20 protein-coding genes and 1 pseudogene are annotated in these 24,474 nt (G+C 46.9%); 10 read left to right on the forward strand and 11 right to left on the reverse strand.

The genetic code is table 11. The features are described 5' to 3' along the window. Nucleotides 1-70 precede the first annotated feature (70 nt). Together NAL19_RS03915 and NAL19_RS03920 are read left to right on the forward strand one after the other, a co-directional pair. Nucleotides 71-517 carry a type II toxin-antitoxin system RatA family toxin gene (locus NAL19_RS03915; RefSeq protein ID WP_039485083.1) on the forward strand — a complete coding sequence of 149 codons (447 nt, stop codon included), beginning with the start codon at nt 71-73 and terminating at the stop codon, nt 515-517. Next, on the forward strand, nt 507-785 hold the full coding sequence (locus NAL19_RS03920; protein WP_411561426.1) for an RnfH family protein: 279 nt from the start codon (nt 507-509) through the stop codon (nt 783-785). Before NAL19_RS03915 ends, NAL19_RS03920 begins: the two co-directional genes overlap by 11 nt. Nucleotides 786-891: 106 nt before the next feature. On the opposite strand, the gene NAL19_RS03925 is transcribed toward NAL19_RS03920, so the two are convergent. The 5 genes from NAL19_RS03925 to nadK all read right to left on the reverse strand — a co-directional run bounded on the left by NAL19_RS03925 (nt 892) and on the right by nadK (nt 9,415). After that, the gene (locus tag NAL19_RS03925; RefSeq protein ID WP_263058808.1) at nt 892-3,354 is read right to left on the reverse strand and encodes a hypothetical protein; all 2,463 of its coding nucleotides are present in this window, start codon (nt 3,352-3,354) and stop codon (nt 892-894) included. Between the two features lie 9 nt (nt 3,355-3,363). Beyond that, entirely contained in the window at nt 3,364-5,994 is a 2,631-nt protein-coding gene (locus tag NAL19_RS03930; protein ID WP_263058809.1) for a CpaF/VirB11 family protein, read from the reverse strand. Between the two features lie 310 nt (nt 5,995-6,304). Then, nucleotides 6,305-6,640, reverse strand: coding sequence for an outer membrane protein assembly factor BamE (gene bamE / locus NAL19_RS03935; RefSeq protein WP_011092444.1), 336 nt, complete (start codon nt 6,638-6,640; stop codon nt 6,305-6,307). Nucleotides 6,641-6,793: 153 nt separating this feature from the next. Beyond that, on the reverse strand, nt 6,794-8,455 hold the full coding sequence (gene recN / locus NAL19_RS03940) for a DNA repair protein RecN (RefSeq protein ID WP_263058810.1): 1,662 nt from the start codon (nt 8,453-8,455) through the stop codon (nt 6,794-6,796). A gap of 81 nt (nt 8,456-8,536) precedes the next feature. After that, nucleotides 8,537-9,415 (reverse strand): NAD(+) kinase, encoded by an 879-nt coding sequence (nadK, locus tag NAL19_RS03945; RefSeq protein ID WP_263059654.1) that lies wholly within the window; start codon nt 9,413-9,415, stop codon nt 8,537-8,539. 148 nt (nt 9,416-9,563) lie between these two features. On the opposite strand from nadK, the gene grpE reads away from it, so the two are divergent. After that, nucleotides 9,564-10,151, forward strand: a complete 588-nt coding sequence (gene grpE / locus NAL19_RS03950; protein ID WP_263058811.1) for a nucleotide exchange factor GrpE — start codon at nt 9,564-9,566, stop codon at nt 10,149-10,151. 384 nt (nt 10,152-10,535) lie between these two features. Further along, nucleotides 10,536-11,774: an Nramp family divalent metal transporter gene (locus NAL19_RS03955; protein ID WP_225087005.1), complete on the forward strand. Its 1,239-nt coding sequence runs from the start codon at nt 10,536-10,538 to the stop codon at nt 11,772-11,774. Between the two features lie 85 nt (nt 11,775-11,859). On the opposite strand, the gene NAL19_RS03960 is transcribed toward NAL19_RS03955, so the two are convergent. Continuing rightward, the gene (locus NAL19_RS03960) at nt 11,860-12,063 is read right to left on the reverse strand and encodes a 4-oxalocrotonate tautomerase family protein (RefSeq protein ID WP_263058812.1); all 204 of its coding nucleotides are present in this window, start codon (nt 12,061-12,063) and stop codon (nt 11,860-11,862) included. A 13-nt stretch (nt 12,064-12,076) separates the two neighbouring features. Next, a pseudogene (locus tag NAL19_RS03965) lies at nt 12,077-13,241 on the reverse strand (MFS transporter). Between the two features lie 231 nt (nt 13,242-13,472). Here NAL19_RS03965 and nudK point away from each other — a divergent pair. The 6 genes from nudK (at nt 13,473) to NAL19_RS03995 (ending at nt 20,338) form a co-directional block, all read left to right on the forward strand. Then, entirely contained in the window at nt 13,473-14,054 is a 582-nt protein-coding gene (gene nudK / locus NAL19_RS03970) for a GDP-mannose pyrophosphatase NudK (protein ID WP_225087019.1), read from the forward strand. A gap of 392 nt (nt 14,055-14,446) precedes the next feature. Then, nucleotides 14,447-15,712 carry an ABC transporter substrate-binding protein gene (locus NAL19_RS03975; RefSeq protein WP_263058813.1) on the forward strand — a complete coding sequence of 422 codons (1,266 nt, stop codon included), beginning with the start codon at nt 14,447-14,449 and terminating at the stop codon, nt 15,710-15,712. A gap of 63 nt (nt 15,713-15,775) precedes the next feature. Continuing rightward, the gene (locus NAL19_RS03980; RefSeq protein ID WP_012773434.1) at nt 15,776-16,657 is read left to right on the forward strand and encodes a carbohydrate ABC transporter permease; all 882 of its coding nucleotides are present in this window, start codon (nt 15,776-15,778) and stop codon (nt 16,655-16,657) included. A gap of 1 nt (nt 16,658) precedes the next feature. Beyond that, the gene (locus NAL19_RS03985; protein ID WP_225087021.1) at nt 16,659-17,471 is read left to right on the forward strand and encodes a carbohydrate ABC transporter permease; all 813 of its coding nucleotides are present in this window, start codon (nt 16,659-16,661) and stop codon (nt 17,469-17,471) included. A 36-nt stretch (nt 17,472-17,507) separates the two neighbouring features. Continuing rightward, the gene (locus tag NAL19_RS03990; protein ID WP_263058814.1) at nt 17,508-18,593 is read left to right on the forward strand and encodes an ABC transporter ATP-binding protein; all 1,086 of its coding nucleotides are present in this window, start codon (nt 17,508-17,510) and stop codon (nt 18,591-18,593) included. Between the two features lie 221 nt (nt 18,594-18,814). Further along, nucleotides 18,815-20,338, forward strand: coding sequence for a glycosyl hydrolase 53 family protein (locus tag NAL19_RS03995; RefSeq protein ID WP_263058815.1), 1,524 nt, complete (start codon nt 18,815-18,817; stop codon nt 20,336-20,338). A gap of 79 nt (nt 20,339-20,417) precedes the next feature. On the opposite strand, the gene NAL19_RS04000 is transcribed toward NAL19_RS03995, so the two are convergent. The 4 genes from NAL19_RS04000 to NAL19_RS04015 all read right to left on the reverse strand — a co-directional run bounded on the left by NAL19_RS04000 (nt 20,418) and on the right by NAL19_RS04015 (nt 24,382). Beyond that, nucleotides 20,418-21,449, reverse strand: a complete 1,032-nt coding sequence (locus NAL19_RS04000) for a LacI family DNA-binding transcriptional regulator (protein ID WP_263058816.1) — start codon at nt 21,447-21,449, stop codon at nt 20,418-20,420. A gap of 280 nt (nt 21,450-21,729) precedes the next feature. Further along, on the reverse strand, nt 21,730-22,491 hold the full coding sequence (locus tag NAL19_RS04005; RefSeq protein WP_010302044.1) for an amino acid ABC transporter ATP-binding protein: 762 nt from the start codon (nt 22,489-22,491) through the stop codon (nt 21,730-21,732). Nucleotides 22,492-22,544: 53 nt separating this feature from the next. Further along, nucleotides 22,545-23,489, reverse strand: coding sequence for an amino acid ABC transporter permease (locus tag NAL19_RS04010; protein WP_103861337.1), 945 nt, complete (start codon nt 23,487-23,489; stop codon nt 22,545-22,547). Further along, nucleotides 23,486-24,382: an ABC transporter substrate-binding protein gene (locus NAL19_RS04015; RefSeq protein WP_263058817.1), complete on the reverse strand. Its 897-nt coding sequence runs from the start codon at nt 24,380-24,382 to the stop codon at nt 23,486-23,488. The genes NAL19_RS04010 and NAL19_RS04015 overlap by 4 nt, the downstream gene beginning before the upstream one ends. Between the last annotated feature and the right edge of the window lie 92 nt (nt 24,383-24,474).

The following is a 24,474-nucleotide window of genomic DNA, read 5'->3' on the forward strand; positions in this document are numbered from 1 at the left end:
TCGCAGAATTTTTGCCTGTCGGGCTATCAGTGCTATTATTTTGCGCGTTTTATGAATCACGGAAAAGAGTATGCCAAAGATAAGTCGTTCCGCACTGGTGCCGTTCAGTGCTGAGCAGATGTACAAGCTGGTGAATGATGTTGCTTCCTACCCCGCGTTTTTACCGGGCTGTACGGGGAGCCGCGTGCTCTCCTCTTCAGAAGGAGAGATGACCGCCGCAGTAGACGTTTCCAAAGCTGGTATCAGCAAGACATTTACCACACGTAATACGCTGACACACAACCAGAATATCAATATGCAACTGGTCGATGGCCCCTTCCGTCAGTTGGGTGGCGACTGGCATTTTACGCCGCTGAGCGCCGATGCCTGTAAAGTCGAGCTGCATCTGGAATTTGAATTCACCAATGCGTTGATTGAACTCGCTTTTGGCAAAGTATTCAAGGAGCTGGCAGGAAATATGGTGCAGGCTTTCACGCAGCGAGCAAAAGAGGTCTACAGTGTCCGCAATGCAGGTTGATGTGGTCTATGCGTTGCCTGAACGCCAGTATCTACGCACGGTGAAGCTGGAAGAGGGCAGCACGGTTGAGCAGGCGATTGTGGCATCGGGTCTGCTGGAGCTGCGTCATGACATCGATTTGCAGGTGAATAAAGTCGGTATTTACAGCCGTGCAGTGAAGCTGGCCGACATAGTGCAGGATGGTGACCGCGTAGAGATTTATCGTCCGCTGATTGCCGATCCGAAAGAGCTGCGCCGCCAGCGCGCAGAGCGTTCTAAGAGTAAGTGATGTACGGTATCGGCAAAGCGGTTAAAGACGCTATCGTCGGCTATTTATTATGAGACGATAGCGTGAGATACGCTGACACAGAGGGGAATTAAGTGATTAATCGCCGCTATTGTAGATAATCAAATCGATAGATACGGCCATTTTCATTGATGGTCGCTACATATGCTAATGCATCTTTATGACTGTAGTGATAATGATTCACGAGCGCCCAAAAAAGATGGTAAAACTCGTTTTTCATATCCGTCACAAAAATGCCTTGATCGTCTGAGCCTAATGCAATCTGCATTACGCTATCCCCTTCTATTTTACGTTCAGGAATTTGCATCCAACGGAAAACATGATGTTCATGTACTGACTCATAATGACTGATTCTGACATTACTGGTAGGTAATGTCTCAATCACGATGTGCTTTTCTTTCACCAGATTTTGTACATATTGTTGAGCATGTAATATCAGTGATTCAGGAGTGAAATGAGTATTACACTCCTGAAGTTGCTCATAACGTGAAATAACATTTTGATCAAACCACCGCATGGTTAATAATCGCAGTGCGTCATCACCTGTACGCTGACTAAATTGACGAACCTCATTAAACTCTTCACCAATCCAGCCTATCGGTTGGTCTGATTTATCTTGCAAATAATCTCGAACTTGCTCAGGAGATAACCCGCGACCATCAAAAAATTGTTGCAACAGAGTTAAAGGAATATGCTGATTGAAAATTTTGTAAGCCTGTGTTGTGATAGCATCTTCCAATATTGGGATAGAAAATTTTGCGTCACCGCCTTCAATTAATACTTTTCTGATAAAAAGTAAATTCTCTAACCATTCCCCACGACGAAGATAGATTTTATCAGGCATTTTCTCTATCCAAAGTGAAGGGAGAATGCCAATTGCGGTAGCATGACCTATTCTGTCACCATTGCAAAGATCAAGGAATGTTATTGCTTCATAGACATTCCTAATTCCGCTAATAAGGTGTTCAAAATCCTCCCCTGCATGATAAGTAAAGTTCTTTATGCCTTTACGTCTGGCCTTACGATAAAGTACAGAGAAAACTTCTGGTGGGCTTTCCAGCTCATTTGCTGCGGCATCGAATGCGGTAAGAATCGAGAGTAAGGCAGGGTTATTATCGAAAAGAGCAAAAAGGCTATCTGCTCGCTGCATAATATCTTCTCGTAAAACACGGAAATGTGTTTCTCCAGTATTATGATTCCAGGGTTTTTTTACAAAATGTGTCACAAGTCGTAATGTAGGGCGAGAAAATTTCAGACACTCTTGTGCGAGTTGATTGATATCTGTGGGCATAGCCAAGATACCATTTTTCTTCCCTCGTTGCTGGTAGTGCCAAAAACCGGATAGAATTTTTGTGAGCAAATTTACATTTTTAGCTTCCGTATCTTTCGGTGCAAAACGACCTTCAAACGTCGTTAATATAGAATTTTGCGTAGGTTTTTTTCCATGTAATTGATAGAAACGTGCTTCATATTCTTTTTCAATAGGTTCGCGTGGTCCAAGTTCTGTGAATTTTTGAAATTGATCAAAACCATATTGATCGGTTCGCTGCACCAATAATTGTTGAAATAAATTCATACTGAGCAGGTAAAGCAAATAGCAGGCATCTTCCATCGCTGAGGTTGAGGAATTATCTTTTAATTTATTCAATACGCGGATATGAAAATGCAATTCACAAATGCCATGTTCATATTGTTTGACAGAGAATTGCTCCTGTTCATAGGGAAAATAAGTGCTATCAATATCTTCGATATCTTGGGTGCGAAGTATGTTAGCAAAGTCTAGCCTCGTGAAGCCGTTGTGTTGTGCATCAGATGGACGCTTATCAACCCACTGTAATAGCCATTCTCGGCAGTATCTGGCGATATATAGCATTCGTTTGACTTTTATCGCTGAATCTAATCTTGTGCTAACAGCATAAAAACGGCGAATGCGAGTTGAATCTTTTTTCCTGCTCTCCTCCATTTCATCAAGCAATGCACTGGGGCTTAACAGGCTGTGGTGCCACATCAGCTCGAAAAAAGTGGTGCCATTGAGGTGCATATGTGCTTCATGTAATCCTTCTTTTTCTATGTAGTCTTCAACTAATGGGTGCCATGGCGAAATAATTGGCCGATGGCCTAATGTTTGTTCAAGAGTATCAAATAGGTCGAAATTTGAAGGACATTCGTTACGGCAAAACATTTGCTCAGCCTGATAGGCAATGACGGGAAAGCCTGACTGATTAGAAATCCAGTTTTGCCACTCCATAAAGCGTTGGGGTTGCACTGTTAAACGCCTTAAATCGGGATCCAAGTGATGCCTTGCCACTTGGCCTAATAGCGCACGGCACCAGCCTTTTGCCTCACGTTGCCGCTCAATAAGATGACGCCAGTGTCGATCAAACATCGGATCGATATGTTGAAAATTTCGCTGATGCCAACTGTTGTACGTGGCAGCTTCTATTGCATATTCCTCCAGATGCTGACGTTCGCCAGAGAGTAACTGGGGAAGTTGTGTGAGCAACAGTTCATATAAGCGAGGCTCTGACAATAGGTATTGATTGATAAACATGTGTTACCCTTATTTTCTCTCACTCGCATTACTGGTACTGTTAGCATTATTGGTACTATTTCTAAAACAGCCAGAGATAATCAGCTTGGAAATAAATAAATAGTCTTCTTTTCTATCAATAGATTCTTTGATTAAATTATTTGCCTCCGTATTCTCCGGTGATATTTCCCCTGTTGATTCATGTTGAGATAATTCATTTATCTCGTTAAATAGCGTGGTTATTTTATGCTTGTCGGTACTTCTTTTTTGTTGATGTAAAGGGCCGAGCAGTGAAATAAATGGAAGGAATAGAGGGCATGTCAAGAATGTATGAGTGATGGGTAATGTTGATGCGAATGACTTCTCTTTGTTTTCTGGCCTGCTAAGTGATGTTTTTATTTTATTCATGTTTGAATAAAGTTCATCATGACTCGTAGAAACATTCCTTGCGGAAATGAAAGCGTCGATGAGATCTTGTGGGACGTTTTTACTGTATCTTACCTCTTCAATTAATATCGAGTTAATTACTCCCCAAATAAAGCGAGAAAATGCGACATCAAGTAATATGTCACCTTTTTCACTCCCGTAATTTACTTCCTCTGTGGCTTTTTCTGATATAGATATCAGGGAGTATTGTATTCTTTCCCATATTTTACCTATCAGTAAAGGAGAGCAGGAGATTGATTTTTCATTTGTATTTTCTATCCAGTTATTTATATTTTCGTTAAGTGATTTTATGTTTTCATTTTCCGATGTGACATCTTCATCGATTTCATTTGATTCATTATTATACAGGCTTTCGTCATAACTTATAGATTTTTTTAAAAAATCCGGTGAGCTATAAGTATTTAGTCGGATGAAGCGTCGAATGTCAACGTCTCCATCTTCTTCTAACAATTGAGCAATGACAGAGAAAAGCGAAAGTGCTGAAATATAATCTCTTTTTTCAGCGCCTACTTGAATGCTGTGTGATGAAATTAATATGGTTGTTGCGGCAACGTAATCAATGTATTTATATTCATAGTTGCCATCTGTCTTCTTGTTTATTTTACTTGAAAGTTGCTCTAATGATCCAATGACATCCGTATGTTTCCATTTTGTTATTTCTTGGAAGTTTTTTTTGTCGAAATATTTTTCGTTTAGTTTTCTTCTGTTTATTCTTATAACTCCGCTTTGTATTTTTTTATTTCCTTTGTTCTCATCGTAAATAACAGCATTAAGATGTGCCGCTATAGTAATTATGTTCTCATTTCTTGTTATGCCAATATAATTTTTATACCTTTCATTAATATTTTCTTTATCACTCTCGTTGCTATTCTCCACGTAATGAATATAGGTATTGGCACTAGCGGCACAGGCAAGCATAAATTTTAATGCATTTGACAACGTGTTGTTTTCAAATTTCTTGCTAAGAAGAGCAGCCATATAGAATTTTGCAGCATTGTAAGCATCATCGCTATTGTCTGGTCGTAAATAAAATCCAGTCTCCAATTCGCCATAACGATAGCATAAATCAAACACTGTATTGGCTATTTGGTTAATTTCATGTTCGTTATCTTCTAATAATGTATTGTCTACATTCTGATAAATTAATTCATTTATGAAAATATATTTTAATGCTGAAGTAAGATGCTCGGGGAGGTAGCTAATGCCATCGTTTGGTTTATCATCAGTGATTTGCTTTAGTAATTGAACTATGCTTCTTATCGGCTGGGAAAGTAAAAAATTAATGTATTCATTGATGTGCTGAGGTTTTATTTTTAATGTTTTTGTTAATATATCTTCAAGTAAGGTAGTTATGCGTTTTTTTTGTTCTTTACTGCTTTCTATATTTACTTCTATTTGATTTTTTATTTTTTTTAGGTTTTCTAGCTCTATTCTTTGGTAAGTTGGGAATATTTTAGTTAAATATTGTTGAGTTAGGTGGCCGACTAATCGTTCCGTTTCGGTGTCTTTTTCTTTGCTTTTATTAACGTCAGCGAGTTCAATGGTTTTTTTATTCTTTATGATGTAGTTATATAATGTTACATCACCAGAAATAATCACAACGATTCTTGGGTGCGATAAGTATCGGCGAATGTTTTCCAATATTTCGTAAGCTTTTTCGGTATTAGTATCAACATCATCAATCGCAATAATAAACAATTTTTTGTTTAATGTTGTCGCTATTTTATCAATGAACTGGTGAAACCGCTCTTCAAGGCACTGTCCGCTTTTCGAGTTTTTTAATGCCTGGCTAAGAAACCAGGCATCATCATGCTTGCTATGGTTGTTTTTTTGTTCACCCAGTAACCGCAAACCTTCAGCCATTTTTTCAAGATATTTGTTGAGTTCATGATATTGTTCTTGATCTGAACAGTATTTCAATGATTCATCATAGAGTTGCTTGAATTTCACGACTATATCTACAATGATATTTTGATGCGTTTCAATTAATGTCGGATCAATAAAAGCTAATGGGCATATGCCATTTTCATCTTTTGAATAACAATCTAACACAGCGTTGAGGAATGTCGTTTTACCTGTGCCACGTTGCCCGCTAACAAATATAGTGTTGTTATGGCGCTGTAGTTTATTAATCTGCTTGTTTCTTTCTTTGCAATAATATTTAGCTCCACTGTCTATGTTTTTCTCTACATTTTCAATGAAACCGTTCAGCAAGGTATCTAACTTTTCTTGGCTGCCTGTTGTAACATGGTGTTTTCTGAATATTCACTGATATCATTAATATTATCTAGATTAATAATTACTTCGCTCATAATATTCCTTTGTGGTTATTAATGGTGACTGAATTATGGTAAGCAGCATCGATAAATTGAATGTGCGCTGCGAGGGAAACTTATTATGAATAATATATTAGGGAAGAAATGAGGAAGAGGAAAGGAGAACACAGATTTATTTTATAAGCGAAGCAGGAGTACGGAAATAATTTCCATACTCCTGTGCAGGCAACCTGAAAAATTGGTGGATATTAATCCAACGCAGGTTTGTTGTTGATGTTGGTTAACACACCACTGCCGCTGAAGGTCAGCGTCAGCGTCTGCTGTTTTACCGATTCATGACCAGGCTGCTGGCGGAAAACGTAAAACCACGTATCGCTGCCAAACGGATCCTGCATCATAGGCGTACCCAGCGTATAAGCGACCTGTTGTTTGGTCATGCCGGTGTGAATTTTTGCAACGTCAGCCGGTGCCAGATAGTTTCCCTGATTGATGTCCGGCCGATAGACCACCTTTTCCAGTGTGGAACAACCGGCAGTCAGCATAACAACCACCGCGGCGACGACAGTCAGCGTTTTACAGCGCATAGTGATTACATTCCTTAAGGGCATAGGTTGCCGATGATAATAGACCTTGCAGGACTTGGAAACCTGCAAGGCGATTGTATGACCTCAGGAAGGTAAAAAAGTTGAGCTTTTTTACCTGCGATGCACCTTTCTTGACCTTATCGGCAGTAGATTTTAGGCCGCAAGCAGTTCCTTGGCATTCGCCAACGTGTTTTTGGTGACGGCGCTGCCGCCCAGAAGGCGTGCCAGTTCTTGTAGCCGAGCGCGCTTATCTAACTGTTGCATCAGCGTTTCCGTTTCTGCGCCGTCCGTTTGTTTACTCACGAAGAAGTGCTGATGACCGCAGCCCGCGACCTGCGGCAGGTGCGTCACGCACATCACCTGAGTGGATTCGCCGAGCTGACGCAGCATTCTACCGACGATGGCGGCGGTAGGCCCGCTAATACCCACATCGACTTCATCGAAGATCATCGCCGGAGTGTCCATTTTCTGCGCGGTGATCACCTGAATAATCAGCGCGATACGAGACAGTTCGCCGCCCGATGCCACTTTCGCCAGTGTTTGGTGTGGCTGGCCTGGGTTAGTGGTCACCCGAAATTCGATACTGTCGGCGCCAGTGGCCGTCAGGGTGTCCGGTGTAAATTTCACATCAATGGTGAAGTGTCCGTGTGGCATCGCCAGTTCACGCATATTGGTGGTGATGAGCTGAGCCAGTTCGCTGGCGTGGTGCTGACGGCGCACGTGCAGCTGTTCTGCAAGGTGCAACGCCTGTTGATGATATTCGCCGACGGAGGCGCTGAGCGCATCGTGGTCGCTTTCCTGTTGTTCCAGCTGCTGTTGCTCTTCCAGTAGCTGCTGATGGAACGCTGGCAGCGCCTCTGGCGCAACATGGTGTTTACGTGCCAGTGCGAGCTGACGTGACAGACGTTGTTCCAGTTCATACAGGCGAATTGGGTCGAGATCCATTTGTTCGCTGTAGTGGCGCAGTTCATCGCTGGCTTCGCTAAGCTGAATGCCCGCTTCTTCGAGCATGGACAGCACGCCAGACAGCTTGTCATCCATGCTGATGAGTTCGCCAAGCTGGTGTTTTACGCTATGTAGCATACTGATGATGTTCTGCTCGTCGTCTTCGCTCAGCAATTGCATGGCCTGTTGGCTCATCGTCAATAGCTGACCACTATTTGCCAGTCGTTTGTATTCAACGTCAATCTGTTCGTATTCGCCGGGCTGCGGAGCGAACTCATTCAGCTCTTTTAATTGATATTGCAGCAGTTCCCGGCGAGCCTCACGCTCAATCGCCGCCTGTTGTAGCTGCGCCAGCGCGCGGCAGCTTTGGTGCCACTGATGCCAAACCTGCTGCATGGCCACCAATAGCTTCGGTTCATCGGCATACGCATCCAGCAGATGTTTTTGGTGGTCGGGGCGCAGCAGTAGTTGATGGGCATGCTGACCGTGTACCTGAATCAGGTGCTGGCCGAGTTCACGCAGTTGAGACAGCGGCACGGCGGTACCGTTAATAAAGCCACGCGAGCGACCATCGGCGCTAATGACGCGGCGTAGCAGGCACTCGTTGCTGTCATCCAACTGGTTTTCTTCCAGCCATTGGCGTGCCGTTGGGGTATCCGCCAGCGCAAAGCGGGCGCAAATGTCGGCGCGAGCTGCGCCCGGCCTGACCATGCTGGCGTCAGAACGATTTCCCAGACATAAACCGAGGGCATCAATCGCAATAGATTTCCCCGCACCGGTTTCCCCGGTGATAACGCTCATTCCTGACTGAAAATCGATTTCTAATTCGCGCACGATGGCGAAGTTACTGATAGTGAGTTGCGCCAGCATGATAAACCCCTGTATGTAATCACATGTGATTGCATACAGTATAAACTGGTTTTATATACAGTAAAGTAGCTGGGTAGAATTTTAGAATAATTTTTTTGACCAGCCGAGTTTTGAGCTTAGTGTATTGAAATAGCTGTAATTTTTTGGATGGATCAGATTTAGGTGGTGCTCACTGCGGCGAATCAGTACTTCTTCACCTTCCTGTACAGGCAGTGCAATCTGGCTGTCGCAACTGATTTCCAGGTCATTGGTAATGCAGGAAAATTTGAGCCGAATCGTACTGCTGCTGTTGATGACCAGCGGGCGTGCAGACAGCGTATGCGGGAACATGGGAACCAGCGCAATCGCATCCAGCGACGGCGTCAGAATCGGGCCGCCAGCGGAAAGGGAATAGGCGGTTGAGCCTGTAGGCGTGGCGATAATCAGGCCGTCTGAACGTTGGGAGAAGGCGAATTTGTCGTCAATATAGACTTCAAATTCAATCATATGTGCGACTTTTCCCGGGTGAAGCACTACTTCATTAATAGCGGTACTGATGCTGTCGGGCTGGTTTGCGCGGCAAACGTGCGCTTCCAGCATGAAGCGTTGTTCGCTCAGATAATGGCCGTCGAGAACGTCAGAAAGCTGTTGCTGCGCATGGTCAGGATCGAGATCGGTTAGAAATCCGAGGTTACCCCGGTTCACACCGATTACCTTAATGTCATAGCGCGACAGCACGCGCGCCGCGCCGAGCATATTGCCGTCACCGCCGACGACAACCGCCAGATCCGCCTGCTGGCCGATGTCGGCAAGGCTACCCGTCGGCACGTCTTTCAGGTTCAGTTCACGGGCGATCTGCTGCTCGATCAGAACGGAGTAACCTTTGTCGGTGAGCCAGTGATAAAGCATCTCATGCGTTGCCAACGCCGTTGGGTGGCGCGGATGGCCGACAATGCCAATACAATTAAACGGCCTGTTCATTGTAAGCGGTGTGTTCATTGCTGTTTTGTCCTCAGCGTGGTGTATCGGCAGCGGCAGGAACCAATATATGACAGGTTCCCTTGAATCCCCGATTTTGATCCCCATAATAAGCAACTAGCGAGATTAATGCTAAACCGCGGAGAATTTCATGAGTAGTAAAGAACAGAAAACGCCTGACGAGCAAGTGCTGGATCAAAAGGAAGCAGCAAAAGGGCAGCAAACGGATGCCGCGCCAGAGACGGCAGACGTAGCTGACCCGCGTGATGCGCGCATCGCCGAGCTGGAAGCCCAGTTGAGCGAACTGCAACAGCGTGAACGTGACAATATGCTTCGCGTCCGTGCTGAAGCCGATAATGTTCGCCGCCGTGCGGAAATGGATGTTGAGAAAGCGCATAAATTTGCGGTAGAAAAATTTGCCAGCGAAATGCTGCCAGTTATCGATAACCTGGAACGCGCGCTGGATACGGCGGACAAAGCCAATGAATCACTGGCTGCGATGATTGAAGGGGTTGAACTGACGCTGAAATCATTGCTGGATGCCGTCCGCAAATTTGGTATTGAGGTTGTCGGTGAAGTAAACGTACCGTTTAACCCAGAAGTGCATCAGGCAATGACGATGTTACCTTCGGCCGATCACCAGCCGAACCATGTCATGATGGTCATGCAAAAAGGCTATACGTTGAATGGCCGTTTGCTACGCCCGGCGATGGTTGCGGTATCAAAAGGACAAGACTGATACCGTCTGCTTTTGCGCAGTATCTGCTTTTTACGCACTGTATTTATAACGTACCGTCGTACCAAACCCCGTGCCACGCATGTAATGCTGTTCACTTAAGCATGGATTTAGGGGGAAACACGGTGATGAGGTTCCCGTAGGGATACCTCGCACCGTGGTAGCCCCCTGTATCTCTATTCTTAAACGATCGGCATTAGTGCCACGCATGGGGTTTTTTGTTTATATTTTGTTAAGATTTGTTTGATAAAAAAGATGTTTTTTAGGTTTTGAATGACTCATCATCTTTAACTATCAAAAGAATTGGTATCACCTCTCTAAATGCACTTGATAATCATTATCGTTTCTGTGAGAGTAGTAAAACACCAGTGTTAGAAGGGTCATACTATGCCGGGTAGCCGTGTTATTGAGTCAACAAGCCGTACATCAAGGAAGATCAAACTCTCTTTGATGGGCCCGGCGTTTATCGCGGCGATTGGTTATATCGATCCCGGTAACTTCGCCACGAATATCCAGTCTGGCGCAGCCTATGGCTATACGCTGCTGTGGGTGGTGGTGTGGGCGAACCTGATGGCGATGCTGATCCAACTGCTGTCCGCCAAATTGGGGATCGCAACGGGTAAGAATCTGGCGGAGCATATCCGCGATCGCTTTCCGCGTCCGGCCGTTTGGGCGTATTGGGTGCAGGCCGAAATTATTGCGATGGCGACCGATCTGGCCGAATTTATCGGTGCGGCGATTGGTTTCAAACTGCTCTTGGGCGTGTCGTTGCTGGAAGGCGCGATTCTCACGGCTATTGCAACTTTCCTGATTTTAATGCTGCAACAGCGTGGTCAGAAGCCGTTGGAGATGGTCATCGGCGGCCTGCTGCTGTTTGTGGCGGCGGCGTATATTGTCGAATTGGTCTTCTCTCAGCCTGAGCTGTCCGCATTAGCCAAAGGCATGGCGATCCCTAGTCTGCCGACCTCCGATGCCGTGCTGCTGGCGGCGGGCGTTCTGGGGGCGACCATTATGCCGCATGTGATTTATCTTCACTCTTCCTTAACGCAGCACGAAGGCAGCCATACTCGTGCCGAGCGCTATTCTGCAACGAAAGTCGATGTCGCGATTGCGATGACGATCGCCGGGTTCGTCAATTTGGCGATGATGGCAACGGCGGCGGCAGCGTTCCATTTCAGTGGCAATCAGGATATTGCCGATCTGGATAAAGCCTACCTCACGCTGGAGCCGCTATTGGGTAAAGCTGCCGCGATAATTTTTGGTCTGAGTTTGGTGGCGGCGGGTCTGTCCTCTACCGTCGTTGGTACGCTGGCGGGGCAGGTGGTGATGCAAGGATTCGTGCGCTTTCATATCCCACTCTGGGTACGCCGCACGGTGACAATGCTGCCATCGTTTATCGTGATTCTGTCCGGTATGGATCCAACGCGTGTGCTGGTGTTGAGTCAGGTTGTGCTGAGCTTCGGGATTGCTCTGGCGTTGGTTCCCTTGCTGTCCTTCACTGGTAACCGTGAATTAATGGGAACGATGGTGAACGGAAAATGGGTACAGCGCATCGGCCAACTCATTGTGGTGCTGGTGGTTTCTCTGAATATGTATCTGTTGGTTGATACGATGTTAGGGATATAGATCGGGTGCCACCACTTATCAGGCCAAACGCGGGTGGTGGCACCGCTCAACGCACTATCACTACACTACTCTCACATTCGCCTTCTTACTGGCTGCCCTTTCTTAACTCCGTCACCGGAACACCGCCGATTCCCCAGTTGTCCGTGTCGACTTCATCAATCACCACTACGGTGGTTTTTGGGTTTTTGTTTAGCACATCGACCAGCAGTTGGGTGACGCCCTCAATTAGCTGACGCTTTTGTTCCGCGGTGGCACCTTCATTGGTGATTTTGATGTTGACGTATGGCATGGATTCTCCTGGGTTATGGCCGTGGTCGACGGTAGGGGAAACAGAGCCTCGCCGCGATGAAAAGTGCTGCTGCGCTGCACAGTATCGCTGGCGCGATAGCGTTGGTATTCGTCAGGGCGCTGGTGAGCAGTGGGCCAAGAATTTGGCCAATGCCGTAAGTGAGCGTCACCAGACCAAGCAGATTGATGCTGTGCGGTGCGCGTAGTCGTTTGGCTAAAGGCATCACCAGCGAGGTCGTTCCCATAAAGGTAGCACCAAAGCCGATGCAGCTGAATATCAGCGCTACGGGGGAGTGGCTGAACAGCGTCAGCAGAACGCATACGCCCTGAATGAGCAAGTTTGCTGTCAGGCAGGGCAAGGTTCCCCAGCGGCTGGCAGCCCATAGCCAGAAAAAACAGCCGGGAATGATGGCCAGCCCAACCAGCGACCAGAGATGAAGAGATAAACGCGGCATACCCAGTGCAGTCACCATCAACGGCAGATAGGTGGCGATGATGATGTACCCGAATCCTGCAAGACCATACAGCAGTGCAAGCCGCCTCCAGCCAAGCAGAGGCGGCTCATTGATATTCGTCAGCGGCTGCGGCGCGACACTGGATTTAGGCGGTGAAAGGATGAATAAGGCAAGCAGAAGTAGCGCGGAGAGCAAAGCGGCACTCGGCGGTGAGGGCGTAATGCCGTCCGATGATAATGTATTCATTGCCCAATACGATCCCCACGCCGACTCCGGCATAGAGCGAGGCGATAACGCGAGCCTGCCTACTGTGATGCTGGGTGTGGTGCAAAATAGTCAAAGAACCGAAGATCATCATCGCTGCGCTGGCGATCCCGGCGAGGAAACGAATGAGCATGACCAGCATCGTGTGGGTAGTCAGGGGCATTGCGAAGAGCAAAACACCGGTCGCGACGGCTGCGCTAAACAGCAGGAACATGGGGTGAGAGGCTGAGGCGCGACGGCTGAAAGAGAAAAACAGGCTACCAAACAGATAGCCAGCGTAGTTCGCGCTGGCAATGTAGGAAAGCTGGTTGAAGGTGAAACGGCCCTCTTCCAGCATCACGGGCAGCATCGGCGTATACAAAAAGCGTCCAAGCCCCATACCTAACGCGAGCACGATCGTCCCGAAAAGGGCAAGCGTCAGCGTATCCGAGAGGGGAACCAGGCGAGGACGATCCATCATGCGATAACCCAAAGTACAGAGAACATGTCGTTATCCTGCCCGTTTTCTCAGCAAATAAAAGTGAATAGTCGTGAGCAGGTTGATGACGCAGAGAGAATAGATTGTGGTAAGGCACTGGTGCGCAGGAGACAGAATCTGCAACCCGTTTATGCCGTGGTTAAAAGGGGATATGATGAATTCGCGTTGTATATAAACGAGCCTTCCCTCCACATCGATCGCCGAGGTGTTTGCATGTCGTCTCCCATTGATATCGTCGAAAAGAAGCTGCTGTCCGACCACTGGTTTATCCTTCATAAATATGTTTTTGATTTAAAAAGAAAGAATGGCGGCGTAGTGCGCCAGATTCGTGAGGTTTACGACCGTGGTGATGGCGCGACGATTCTGTTGTACAACCGGGCGAAAGGCACGGTGATCCTGACGCGGCAGTTCCGTATTCCTACCTACGTCAACGGTAATGAAAGCGGCATGCTGCTGGAAGCATGCGCGGGTTTACTGGACGATCATTCGCCCGAAGAGTGCATCCGCAATGAGGCGATAGAAGAAACCGGTTATGCGGTCGGTAACGTCGAGAAGCTGTTCGATGCCTATATGTCGCCCGGTGGTGTCACCGAGCGGCTGCACTTCTTTGCGGCCGAATACGATGAATCGCTACGGGATAACTCGGGCGGCGGTGTAGAAGATGAGGATATCGAAGTGCTGGAATTGCCGTTCAGCGAAGCCGTCGCGATGATGAATGATGGCCGGATTAAAGACGGCAAAACCATCATGCTGCTACAGCACGCGATCATTCGTGGCTGGTTTGCCAGAGCGTAGAGAGGTTTTGCGGCACACGCGTCTCGTCGTGTGCCTCTTTATATGGTGTGGTAACGCTTTCATTTTTGTGCCATTTCATGGTGCCAGTGTGATTGTGGTTAATATTAGCCGAATAACCGTTTTCTCTGTTTTTATATTTTCATTTTTTGTTTTATTTTCAATGCTATGATCTGATTTTTGTCTTTATTTTGATCGATTTTATCGGCTGATATACGCGTTATGGAGGGAAAATTTTCCTAAAATTTTTGTATTTAGATCGAATATTTAGTCATTTCTCTTCCTGTTGTGTGACCCGTATCACCGGATGAAAGAATGTAAGCGGTGTAACTCGTTGCTTCATTATGCAGTAACTCATATTCTCTCTTTACAAAAAGTAAAGAAGGACTGCTCTGATGAAGATCAAGAACAAAGTATCTACCCTATTTGCAGTTTCATTCTTCACGCTGGGTTTATCGAGTCATAGCCTGGCTGCGGAAGTCACCGTGTGGGCCTGGGATCCTAACTTCAATGTCGCGGCAATGCATGAGGCATCGTCGGTATATAAAAAAGCCGATCCCAGTTTTAGTCTGAAAGTGATCGACTCAGGTAAAGAGGATATTGAGCAGAAATTAAATACCATGTTGGCTTCAGGGGTTAAAAACTCGCTTCCCGATATTGTGCTTATTGAAGATTATAATGCTCAGAAATACCTTCAGGCTTATCCTGATTCGTTTATCCCATTGCAGGACGCTATCGATTATAGCCAGTTTGCACCGTATAAAACGAAAGTGATGACGGTCGGGAATAAGGTATACGGCGTGCCTTTTGATTCCGGCGTGGCAGGAATGTTCTATCGACTCGATTATCTGGAGGCTGCCGGATATAAAGAGAGCGATATGGTGAATATTACCTGGGATAAATATATTGAGATCGGCAAGCAGGTAAAAGCGAAAACCGGCGTTGATATGCTGACCTACGATATGAATGATGTGGTGCTTCCTCATATTATGATGCAGTCCGGTGGAGAATGGTTCTTTGATAATCAAGGGCAACTCAATCTCACCAAAAACAATGCTCTGAAAGAAACATTAAAAACGATTAAAGCGATTAATGACGCAAAAATTGCACGCCCTATCTCGGGCTGGTCGAGTTTTGTGGGGAGTTTTAATGCCGGAAAATCGGCAAGTGTGGTTTCTGGTGTATGGGTGATTGGTTCAATTAAAAGCGCCGCAGATCAGAAAGGAAAATGGCGCGTTGCACCGATCCCACGGCTGAATCTCGACAACGCGGTTCATGCCTCCAATCAGGGGGGATCGAGCTGGTATGTCTTAAAGGGGGGCAAAAACACGAAACAGGCGATTGAGTTTTTGCAGAAAACCTTCGCGGCGGATAGCAATATGTATCAAACCCTTTTGGTCGATCGTGGGGCGCTCGCCACCTTCCTGCCAGCCACTTCCGGCCCTGCTTACGCGGTACAGGATCCGTTCTTTGGTGGGCAAGCTGTGTTCGCTGATTTTTCTAAATGGGTGACTGAAATTCCACAGGTTTCCTACGGTATGTATACCCAGGAAGTTGATAACGCCATTGCTGCTGAAATACCTGCATTACTGAAAGGCGATTCTGTCGATGACGTGTTAAAACGCGCCGAAACGACATTAAAAAATCAGATTATGCAGTAGCGAGTGTGAGCTTGAGGGCGGAAAGCCCTCAAGCATTTCTCTCCGGAAATCGATGGTGTGATAATGATGTATAAACCTAAAATGAATAGGCTTTATAACATCAACGGCTGGGCTTTCGTCGCTACCGCTGTTGGGTTAATTGCCTTAATGACGATATACCCTATTTTCAAATCACTTTGGCTCTCTTTTCAATCTGGCCGTGGTGTGGTGACACAATTTGTTGGCCTGGGAAATATCATTCGGTTATTCAATGATCCTATGTTCAAAACGGCACTTTGGAATACGTTGACCTTTCTGGTAATCCAAGTCCCGATTATGATTTTATTATCATTGGCTATTTCTTCTTGTTTGAATTCGTCTCAGCTTAAATATCGTCAGTGGTTTAGGATCGCGATCTTTTTACCCTGCGTGACCTCACTGGTTGCCTACTCAATTCTTTTCAAGAGTATGTTTGAACTGGATGGCGTGATTAATTCATTCTTACTGTTTATTCATGTTATTGACGATCCGATTCCGTGGCTATCCGATCCTTTCTGGGCGAAGGTGACTATCATTATTGCCATTACGTGGCGCTGGACGGGATATAACATGATATTCTATCTTTCCGCGATGCAGAATATTGATAAGTCCATTTATGAAGCTGCCCGGGTTGATGGTGTCAGCCCAATTAAGCAATTTTTCTTCATTACGATCCCGTTATTGAAACCGGTCATTCTTTTTACCAGCGTGACATCAACGATCGGCACATTACAGTTGTTTGATGAAGCGATGAATATCACGAATGGTGGCCCGGCAAATGCGACGCTGACGTTATCGCTTTATATTTATAACCTGTCATTCAAGTTTGTGCCTAACTTTGGCTATGCGGCAACGGTTTCCTACGTCATTGTTGTTTTTTCAGCAATATTGGCACTGATTCAGTTTAAAGCAGCGCGGAAGGGATGATATGAGGAAAAGTAAAGTTAACAGCCTACTCATGCATATTTTTCTCGTGTTGATGAGTATTTTTTCGCTTTTCCCTTTCTATTGGATGGTGGTGTCGAGCACAAATAGCACCAGCCAAATCAACATGGGGAAATTCACGTTTGGCGATCAATTACTGGTCAATTTTACCAATCTGACGAGCCAGGTTGATCTGGCGCTGGTGTTCTGGAACACGTCAAAAATTGCGTTGATCAGTACGGTGTCCACGCTTGTCGTGTGCTCTATCGCAGGCTATGCGTTTGAAATTTATGCCAGTAAGAATCGTGAGCGTGTCTATGTGGCGTTACTCACGACGATGATGATTCCGTTTGCGGCATTAATGATCCCGCTTTTCACCATGTTTGGTAAGGCGGGGTTACTGGATACCCATTTTGCGGTGATCATGCCGACCGTGGCCGGGGCATTTATTATTTTCTACTTTAGGCAATGTACTAAAACGTTTCCGCGAGAGTTGATTGATGCGGCGCGTGTGGAAAGCGTCGCTGAGTGGAAAATTTTCCTGTATGTCTACGTGCCGATTATGCGCGCCAGTTATTCCGCTGCTTTTATTATTGTTTTCATGACGTCATGGAATGCGTTTCTCTGGCCGCTTATTGTCCTTCAATCTAACGAATTAAAAACGATCAATCTGGTGTTATCGAGTTTTGCTTCCGCTTACTCGCCAGATTTCGGATTGATTATGGTTGGAACGGTGATTTCTACACTACCCAGTTTACTTATCTTCTTTGCCATGCAGAAGCAATTTATCGCCAGCATGACGGGCGCGGTAAAGTAATACGCTCTCAATGGAAAATTAACGTTTGAGGTTCACATGGCTGATATTTTACTAAAAAATATAGTGAAACGTTACGATAAGACGGAGACGATCCATCGTATCAATCTTGAAATTAATTCTGGCGAATTTGTGGTATTCGTTGGCCCATCGGGATGTGGTAAATCGACGTTGCTAAGAATGATCGCTGGATTGGAAGAAATAACAGACGGCGAAATTCATATTGATAACCGCTTAGTTAACCATTTTGATCCCGCAGAACGAGGGATTGCGATGGTTTTCCAATCCTATGCGCTGTACCCGCATATGACCGTGGCTGAAAACATGGGATTCGGGTTAAGAATGAATGGGCACCCCAAAGCTGAAGTCGAAAGAATGGTGCGAAAGGCGGCGATGACGCTTCAGCTCGAAGGACTGTTGGATCGTACACCGAAGCAACTGTCTGGTGGCCAGCGCCAGCGCGTTGCGATTGGGCGGGCCATTGTACGCGACCCTAAAGTGTTTTTATTCGATGAGCCCCTCTCGAACCTCGACGCCGAATTACGCGTGGAAATGCGTTTACAGATTGCCCGACTGCACCAGGAAATGCGTAACACTATGATATATGTGACGCACGATCAGGTGGAAGCGATGACGTTGGCGGATAAAATCGTGGTGTTAAACAAAGGATATATTGAGCAGGTTGGCACACCGATGGCGCTATACCATAAGCCGGAGAATCTTTTTGTTGCCGGTTTTATCGGTTCGCCGAATATGAATTTTCTACCCGGTGAGGTGACACAGGTTGAAGGAAATAACGTGAGTATTTTGATCAATAAGCTCAATACACTTTCCGTGAATCTTGCGAATCACGGATTACATGCCGATCAGAAAATTACCGTAGGTATTCGCCCTGAACACCTGAGTATTGATCCGAATGGCGGGGATGTCAGCTTGTCGATCAATAGTGAAGTCACTGAAAGGCTGGGTAATGCCACGTATATTTTTGGTGCTTACTCTGGTGTGAATCATTTCAAGGTACATTTGTCGGGTGATAACAGTATTGCACCTTACTCAACGATTCCGCTGACATGCCGTAGTGAAAATCTGCATTTTTTTGATGAAAACGGAAAACGAATTAATTAAAAACCACATGTCTGTCATGTTGAGAATGACGCCATTGAAAATACTATATGGCGTAAATGGAAAGTAATAAATCTAACCAGGTGACTATTAATATGAGTCGCTTGGTTTTTTATGTGAAGTTTATTTTTTTATCAATATCCCCCTCTGTTTTTTGAATCTGTACCTGGGTGTTTATTAAGGTAATAAACACCTTTTAAGCGTGTTACCTCAAGGAGAAATGAATGAAAAAGAATAATTATTCAGGAATGATCTCTGTATTGTTAATGCTGTTTATCGGGTTCATGGCAACTAGTCTGGCTAAAGCGGCGCAGCCGTTTGCTTATGGCGCAGATATTGGTTGGGTAAAGCAATTGGAAGATCGGGGTGTCACCTGGCGTGACGATACCGGAACCCAGCGTGATGTATTGCAGATCTTGCGCGATCACGGCATAAACGCTGTGCGGCTGCGTATTTTTGTTAACCCCGATCCCAGCGCGCTATGGCATAAAGATAATACGACCTGGACGCTGCTCGGCTATACCGATAAAACCCGCGTGGTGAGTGCCGCACAGCGTGCCAAAGCGATGGGCATGCGTGTTATGGTGGATTTTCACTACAGCGATGTTTTTGCGGATCCTGGTCATCAAATCAAACCCGCAGCGTGGGCGAACTACAACCTTAGCCAATTAACAACGGCCGTTTATAATCACACGCATGAGGTGATGAGCGCATTGGTATCCGCAGGCGTGACGCCTGAATGGGTGCAGGTCGGCAACGAAATGAACCCAGGGATATTACTACCGGAAGGCAGTACCAGTCGGTTTGCCAATTTAACGCAGCTACTGAATGCGGGCTATGATGCAGTTAAAGCGGTCAGCCCTTCCTCTAAAGTGATTAGCCATTTGGCGCATGGAGATAATAATTCAAACGCTCGCTGGTTTTTTGACAATTTCCTCACCACATACGGTGGTAAAACCGATGTGATTGGTTTTTCATTCTACCCCTATTGGGAGGGGAAAAATTATTGGGAGCTCACTGGTGCACTGGCTAGCAACCTCAACGATATGGCGAGCCGCTATGGTAAGGAAGTCATGGTTGTTGAAGTCGGCGGTTTGGAAACTAACCCGACAGACAGTTACTGGACGATTAGGGATACGATTAATCTTGTTAAAGCGGTGCCGGGAAATAAAGGGATCGGGGTTTTTTATTGGGAACCTGCGGGCAATGCAAAGGTGTTACCGGATGGCTACGCTTTAGGCGCGACGACGCAAGTTTCAACCAATGTATTGCAATTTACCCGAGCACTGGACGCGTTTGCCGAATCACAAATCAATTTTATCAATGGAACACGTTATAAGATCGCTAATCGGCATAGCGGTAAATCGCTCAATGTTGTGGGTGGTTCACATGAAGATAACGCATGGCTTGAACAATACAGCGATAGTAACTGGGAAAGCCAGCGTTTTTATTTCAACGCGGTGGGTAATGGTTATTTTAATCTGGTGAACGTTAATAGTGGCAAGTACATCGATATCGCCTCTAGTGCCAATGATGAAGGGGCGCAGATTATCCAAATGTATAACACTGGCCATTTTAGCCAGCAATGGCTGATTTTAGATGCGGGTGATGGCTATTATAAAATCCTGAATAGAAATAGCGGAAAGCTTTTGGATATCAGTAGTCGTTCGACAGAGAATGGGGCATCCGGCATTCAATGGAATGATAACGGCGGATGGAATCAACTATGGAAAATAACCGCTAATTGATGCTGTCTGGCTGCGTAGTGCTATTACGTGGCCACCTTATCAGTAACGACAGAAAGGGGCATATGATAACAGGACAACGTTACGTCGTGCCGAGTGTGAAGCTTTCGCGCCAGACCATCTCATAACCAACCTGTACGTGTTTTTTATAATAGCGTCCCGCAACCAGTTCTAAAAACAGATCGACGGCGGCTTCACCCATTTCAGCAGGGTAGAGTCGCATGGTGGTCAGGCTGGGATTCAGATGCTGTGCCGTGGGGATATCATTCATCCCGATCACTTTTATTTGCTTAGGGATGGCAATGCCTTTCTCTTGAATCGCACGGTACACGCCAATAGCGATAATGTCTGTTGCGGCGAACACGACATCTGGCCACGCTTTTTGTTGCAGCAACTCATTCATCGCCTGATAGCCGGACTCAATACAGAATAACTGGCTGACCTTGCATCGCGATTCGTGGTAGATGCCGTATTTTTGGGTTATCTCTTGGAATACATGCAGCCGGCTTTCATTGTTGCCGATAAATGCGGGACGCTGAGCGCCGCTCTTCACAATGTAATGTAATACTTCGCGTGCTGCCGCTTCCCGATCAAAAAGCACGGCGTCACATTTTTTATCGAGGGGGGCGGAGTCGATGAAAATCAGGTTTTTATTTAATGAATAGATTAAGGCGATATCGCTTTCGCTAAAGTGACCTACGCAAATAATCGCCTGCGCCTGGGCTAAAGTATGGCTGTTGGAAGATAAATTTGTGGTGAATAGATTGCGTAACGAAATATTAAAATGGTGGCAGCGGTTTTCAATGCCAATACGCATGGCGGTGAAATAAGGGTCGTTGAGTTCTTCTGAGGGCGTAAGAAAGTGGACGACGGCGAGATTTAATACATTGTCGTTATCCCTTTTGAAATGAGAGCGTACAACAAGCGAATTCTCTAACCGTTTTTTCTGCTGCTTACGTTGTGTCGGCGATAAATAGGCCAGCTCATGAGCAATGTTCTTAATGAGTTGGCGCTTTTCTTTGGTTATGGACAGGCTGGGATCGTTATTAAGTACGCGAGAAACCGTTGAGGCGGCCACTCCGGCTTTTCGAGCAATGTCTGTAATCGTTGCCACAAAAAATTTTCCATCATTTGCCTATGGGCTGATAGTAGCGAATGCTTAATTAATTTAAAACGCTAATTATTCAAAAGTACGCTTAAATCTTCAGAAGTGCGACGAGTTCACTGACCCGTAGCCGTAATATCCTAAATCATTCGAGTGGTGTGAAAAAACGAGTTCGTTTTGAACGCCGCTTGCGGCAGCCTTTTAGGGGGAAGCTCAGCCATGAGCCGAGTATTGCCAACGCACAAGCAGCTTGAAGTATGACGGGCATAAATAGCAGAACGTGCCCTAATTACAGCACGGTTGAGAAAAAGGCCTGCGTTCGGCGGTTCTGCGGAGCGTCCAGTACCTGTCTGGCGGGGCCGGTTTCGACAATTCGACCGTTTTCCATAAACACGATGTTATCGGCGATCTCACGGGCGAAGCCGATCTCGTGCGTGACGATGACCATCGTGATACCGGAATGTGCCAGCTTCTTAATGACCTGAAGCACTTCACCAACCAGTTCCGGGTCTAATGCCGAAGTGGGTTCGTCAAAGAGCATCACCTGCGGATTCATGGCGAGGGCGCGGGCAATCGCGACCCGCTGCTGTTGGCCGCCGGAAAGCTGGTGCGGCCAATCGTCGGCTTTCTCCGCGAGTCCAACCTGTCGCAGCAGCGAATACGCCTGATCGAGCACCTCCTGCCGTTCACGTTTTTTAACGCGCAGCGGGGCATCGCTCACGTTTTGCAGCACGGTACGGTGAGGGAACAGGTTAAAGTGCTGAAACACCATGCCCATCTTGCTGCGCTGGGCGGCGACCTGTTTGTCACTCAATTCATAGAGCCGATGGCCTTTTTGCCGATAGCCAACCAGTGTGTCGCCAACACAAATGGTGCCGCCATCGAGTTTTTCCAGATGGTTAATACAGCGCAGCAGCGTGGATTTACCTGCACCGGATGGACCCAGAATCGCAGTGACCGATCCGGCCTCCATCTGCAAATCGATGTCATCTAAAATCAGGTTTCCCGACAGGAATTTACGCACGTTTCGCAGTGTGATGGGCTCGCCCATAGTTGCCTTTCCTTCATCATTCATTGAGAGCACGACTTTGGTCGCCCGCCGATTCAGGTGCCGGGGGACTCGCTGGGCTGCTGCCGGTTTGCTGGCTGGGCGCGTTGGGTAAGCCTTGCAGCACGCGGTTTACGGCTTCTGCCTGGCTTGTTGCGCTTGAGCGTGGAACGGCCGAAATAGCGTTCAACATAGTATTGGCCGACAGACAGCACGGAGGTCAGCAGCAGATACCAGATAGTGGCAACCAGCAGTAGCGGGATGACTTCATAGGTTCGCTGATAAATGATCTGTGCCGAATACAGCACATCCTGAAGCGAAATAACGGAAACTACCGCCGTGGTTTTCAGTTGGCCGATGACCTCGTTGCCTGCGGGAGGCAGAATGGCGCGCATCGCCTGCGGCAGAACGGTGTAGAAGAATATTTGCGGTTTACGGTATCCCAGCGCGCGGGCTGCTTCTAACTGACCGGGGTTGACGCTTTGAATGCCCGCACGAACGATTTCCGCCGCATAGGCAGACTGGTGCATGACCAGCGCCAGCACGGCGGCATTAAACGGGCTGATGAGCGTATTGCCGGGAACGCTGAAAAGTTCGCCGACAAACGGCAGCGAGAGCGAAATCGTCGGGTAGAGCGCTGCAATGTTATACCAGAGAAACAGCTGCACCAGCGTCGGGACGCCACGGAAGAACCAGGTATAGCCCCAACTGACCGCCACCAGCACCGGGTTGCTGGACAGGCGCATCAGCGCCAGTATCGTGCCTCCGCCAAAGCCTAATACCACCGAAATGGCGGTCAGTTTCAGCGTCATGATGACGCCCTGAAGAATGGAGTCCTCGGTAAAACTGTCCACAACGACCCGCCATTCAAAACGGGGATTGTTCAGCACAGAATGGGCGATAGCGCCTAACAGCAGCAGAACCAGCAGGGCGCTGATCCAACGCCCGTAGTGTCGGTTGGCAACGATGTGCAATTCCTGCTGCGGTGAGGGAGTACTCATCCGAAGATCTCTGCGTTACGTTTCGCTTCGGGGACTGCGCCGTAGCCGATGTCCCACTTATCCAAAATCTTCTGGTAGGTACCATCTTTAATCAGCGAATTCAGCGCCGCCTGAACCGCGTCTTCCAGAGCCGAGTCTTTAGGGAACGCAATGGAAACGGGCGCATCGTTAACGGCGATATCACCGCTGATGGTCAGCCGTTTTACCTGACTCACCTGATAGCGTAGTCCTTCATAAGGGCCGAAGAACAGCGGTACGCGCCCGCTGATCACCGCCTGTACGCCAGACGGACGATCCGGGAAGATCGCGATTTTGATCGCGTCTTTCTGTTCTGCGACACACTGCTTGTTGGCTTCCTGCAAGCGCAGTAGCTGAGTGGTACCCGCTCCCGCCCCCACTTCTTTACCGCACAGCACGCTGAGGGAGGTAAAAGGCGCGACGTTAGCGTCTTTCAGGGAAATGATGGCCAGTTTTGACGCGTTGAAATAACCGATGAAATCGATTTGCTCAAGGCGCTTTGGCGTCGCATTGATATTCGACAGCGCCACATCGTAACGGCCTGATTTCAGACCGGGGATGATGTTGTCGAACCCGCCGGTATCGTTCCAGTTCACCGGCACGCCGAGCCGGTCACCAATCGCGTTCATGATATCGATCTCGCGGCCTGCCAGCGTTTTATTATCTTCCTGATAAAAGGTGGTTGGCGGCGTATTGGGGTTGGTGCCCGCAACGATAAAGCCTTTTTGCAGGACGGCCTCTGGCACTTTGGCTTTTAAGGCCGCATCGGACTGAACCTGAAAGGTGCGAGTGGTGGGGACATTTTGCTCGGCAGAAAAGGCCGGCGGCATTACGCCAAGCATAAGTAATGGAAAGGCAAGCAGAGGTTTTTTCATTGTTTTTACCTGGGTTAACTAACATGCTTTTCTTCATAAGACATGAAAAAATAAATGGGTTTTTCTTATCAAAAGAAAAGGGCTTATGCGGT

The organism is Pectobacterium sp. F1-1 (genome assembly GCF_025643735.1).
In the GTDB taxonomy this organism is placed as follows: domain Bacteria; phylum Pseudomonadota; class Gammaproteobacteria; order Enterobacterales; family Enterobacteriaceae; genus Pectobacterium; species Pectobacterium colocasium.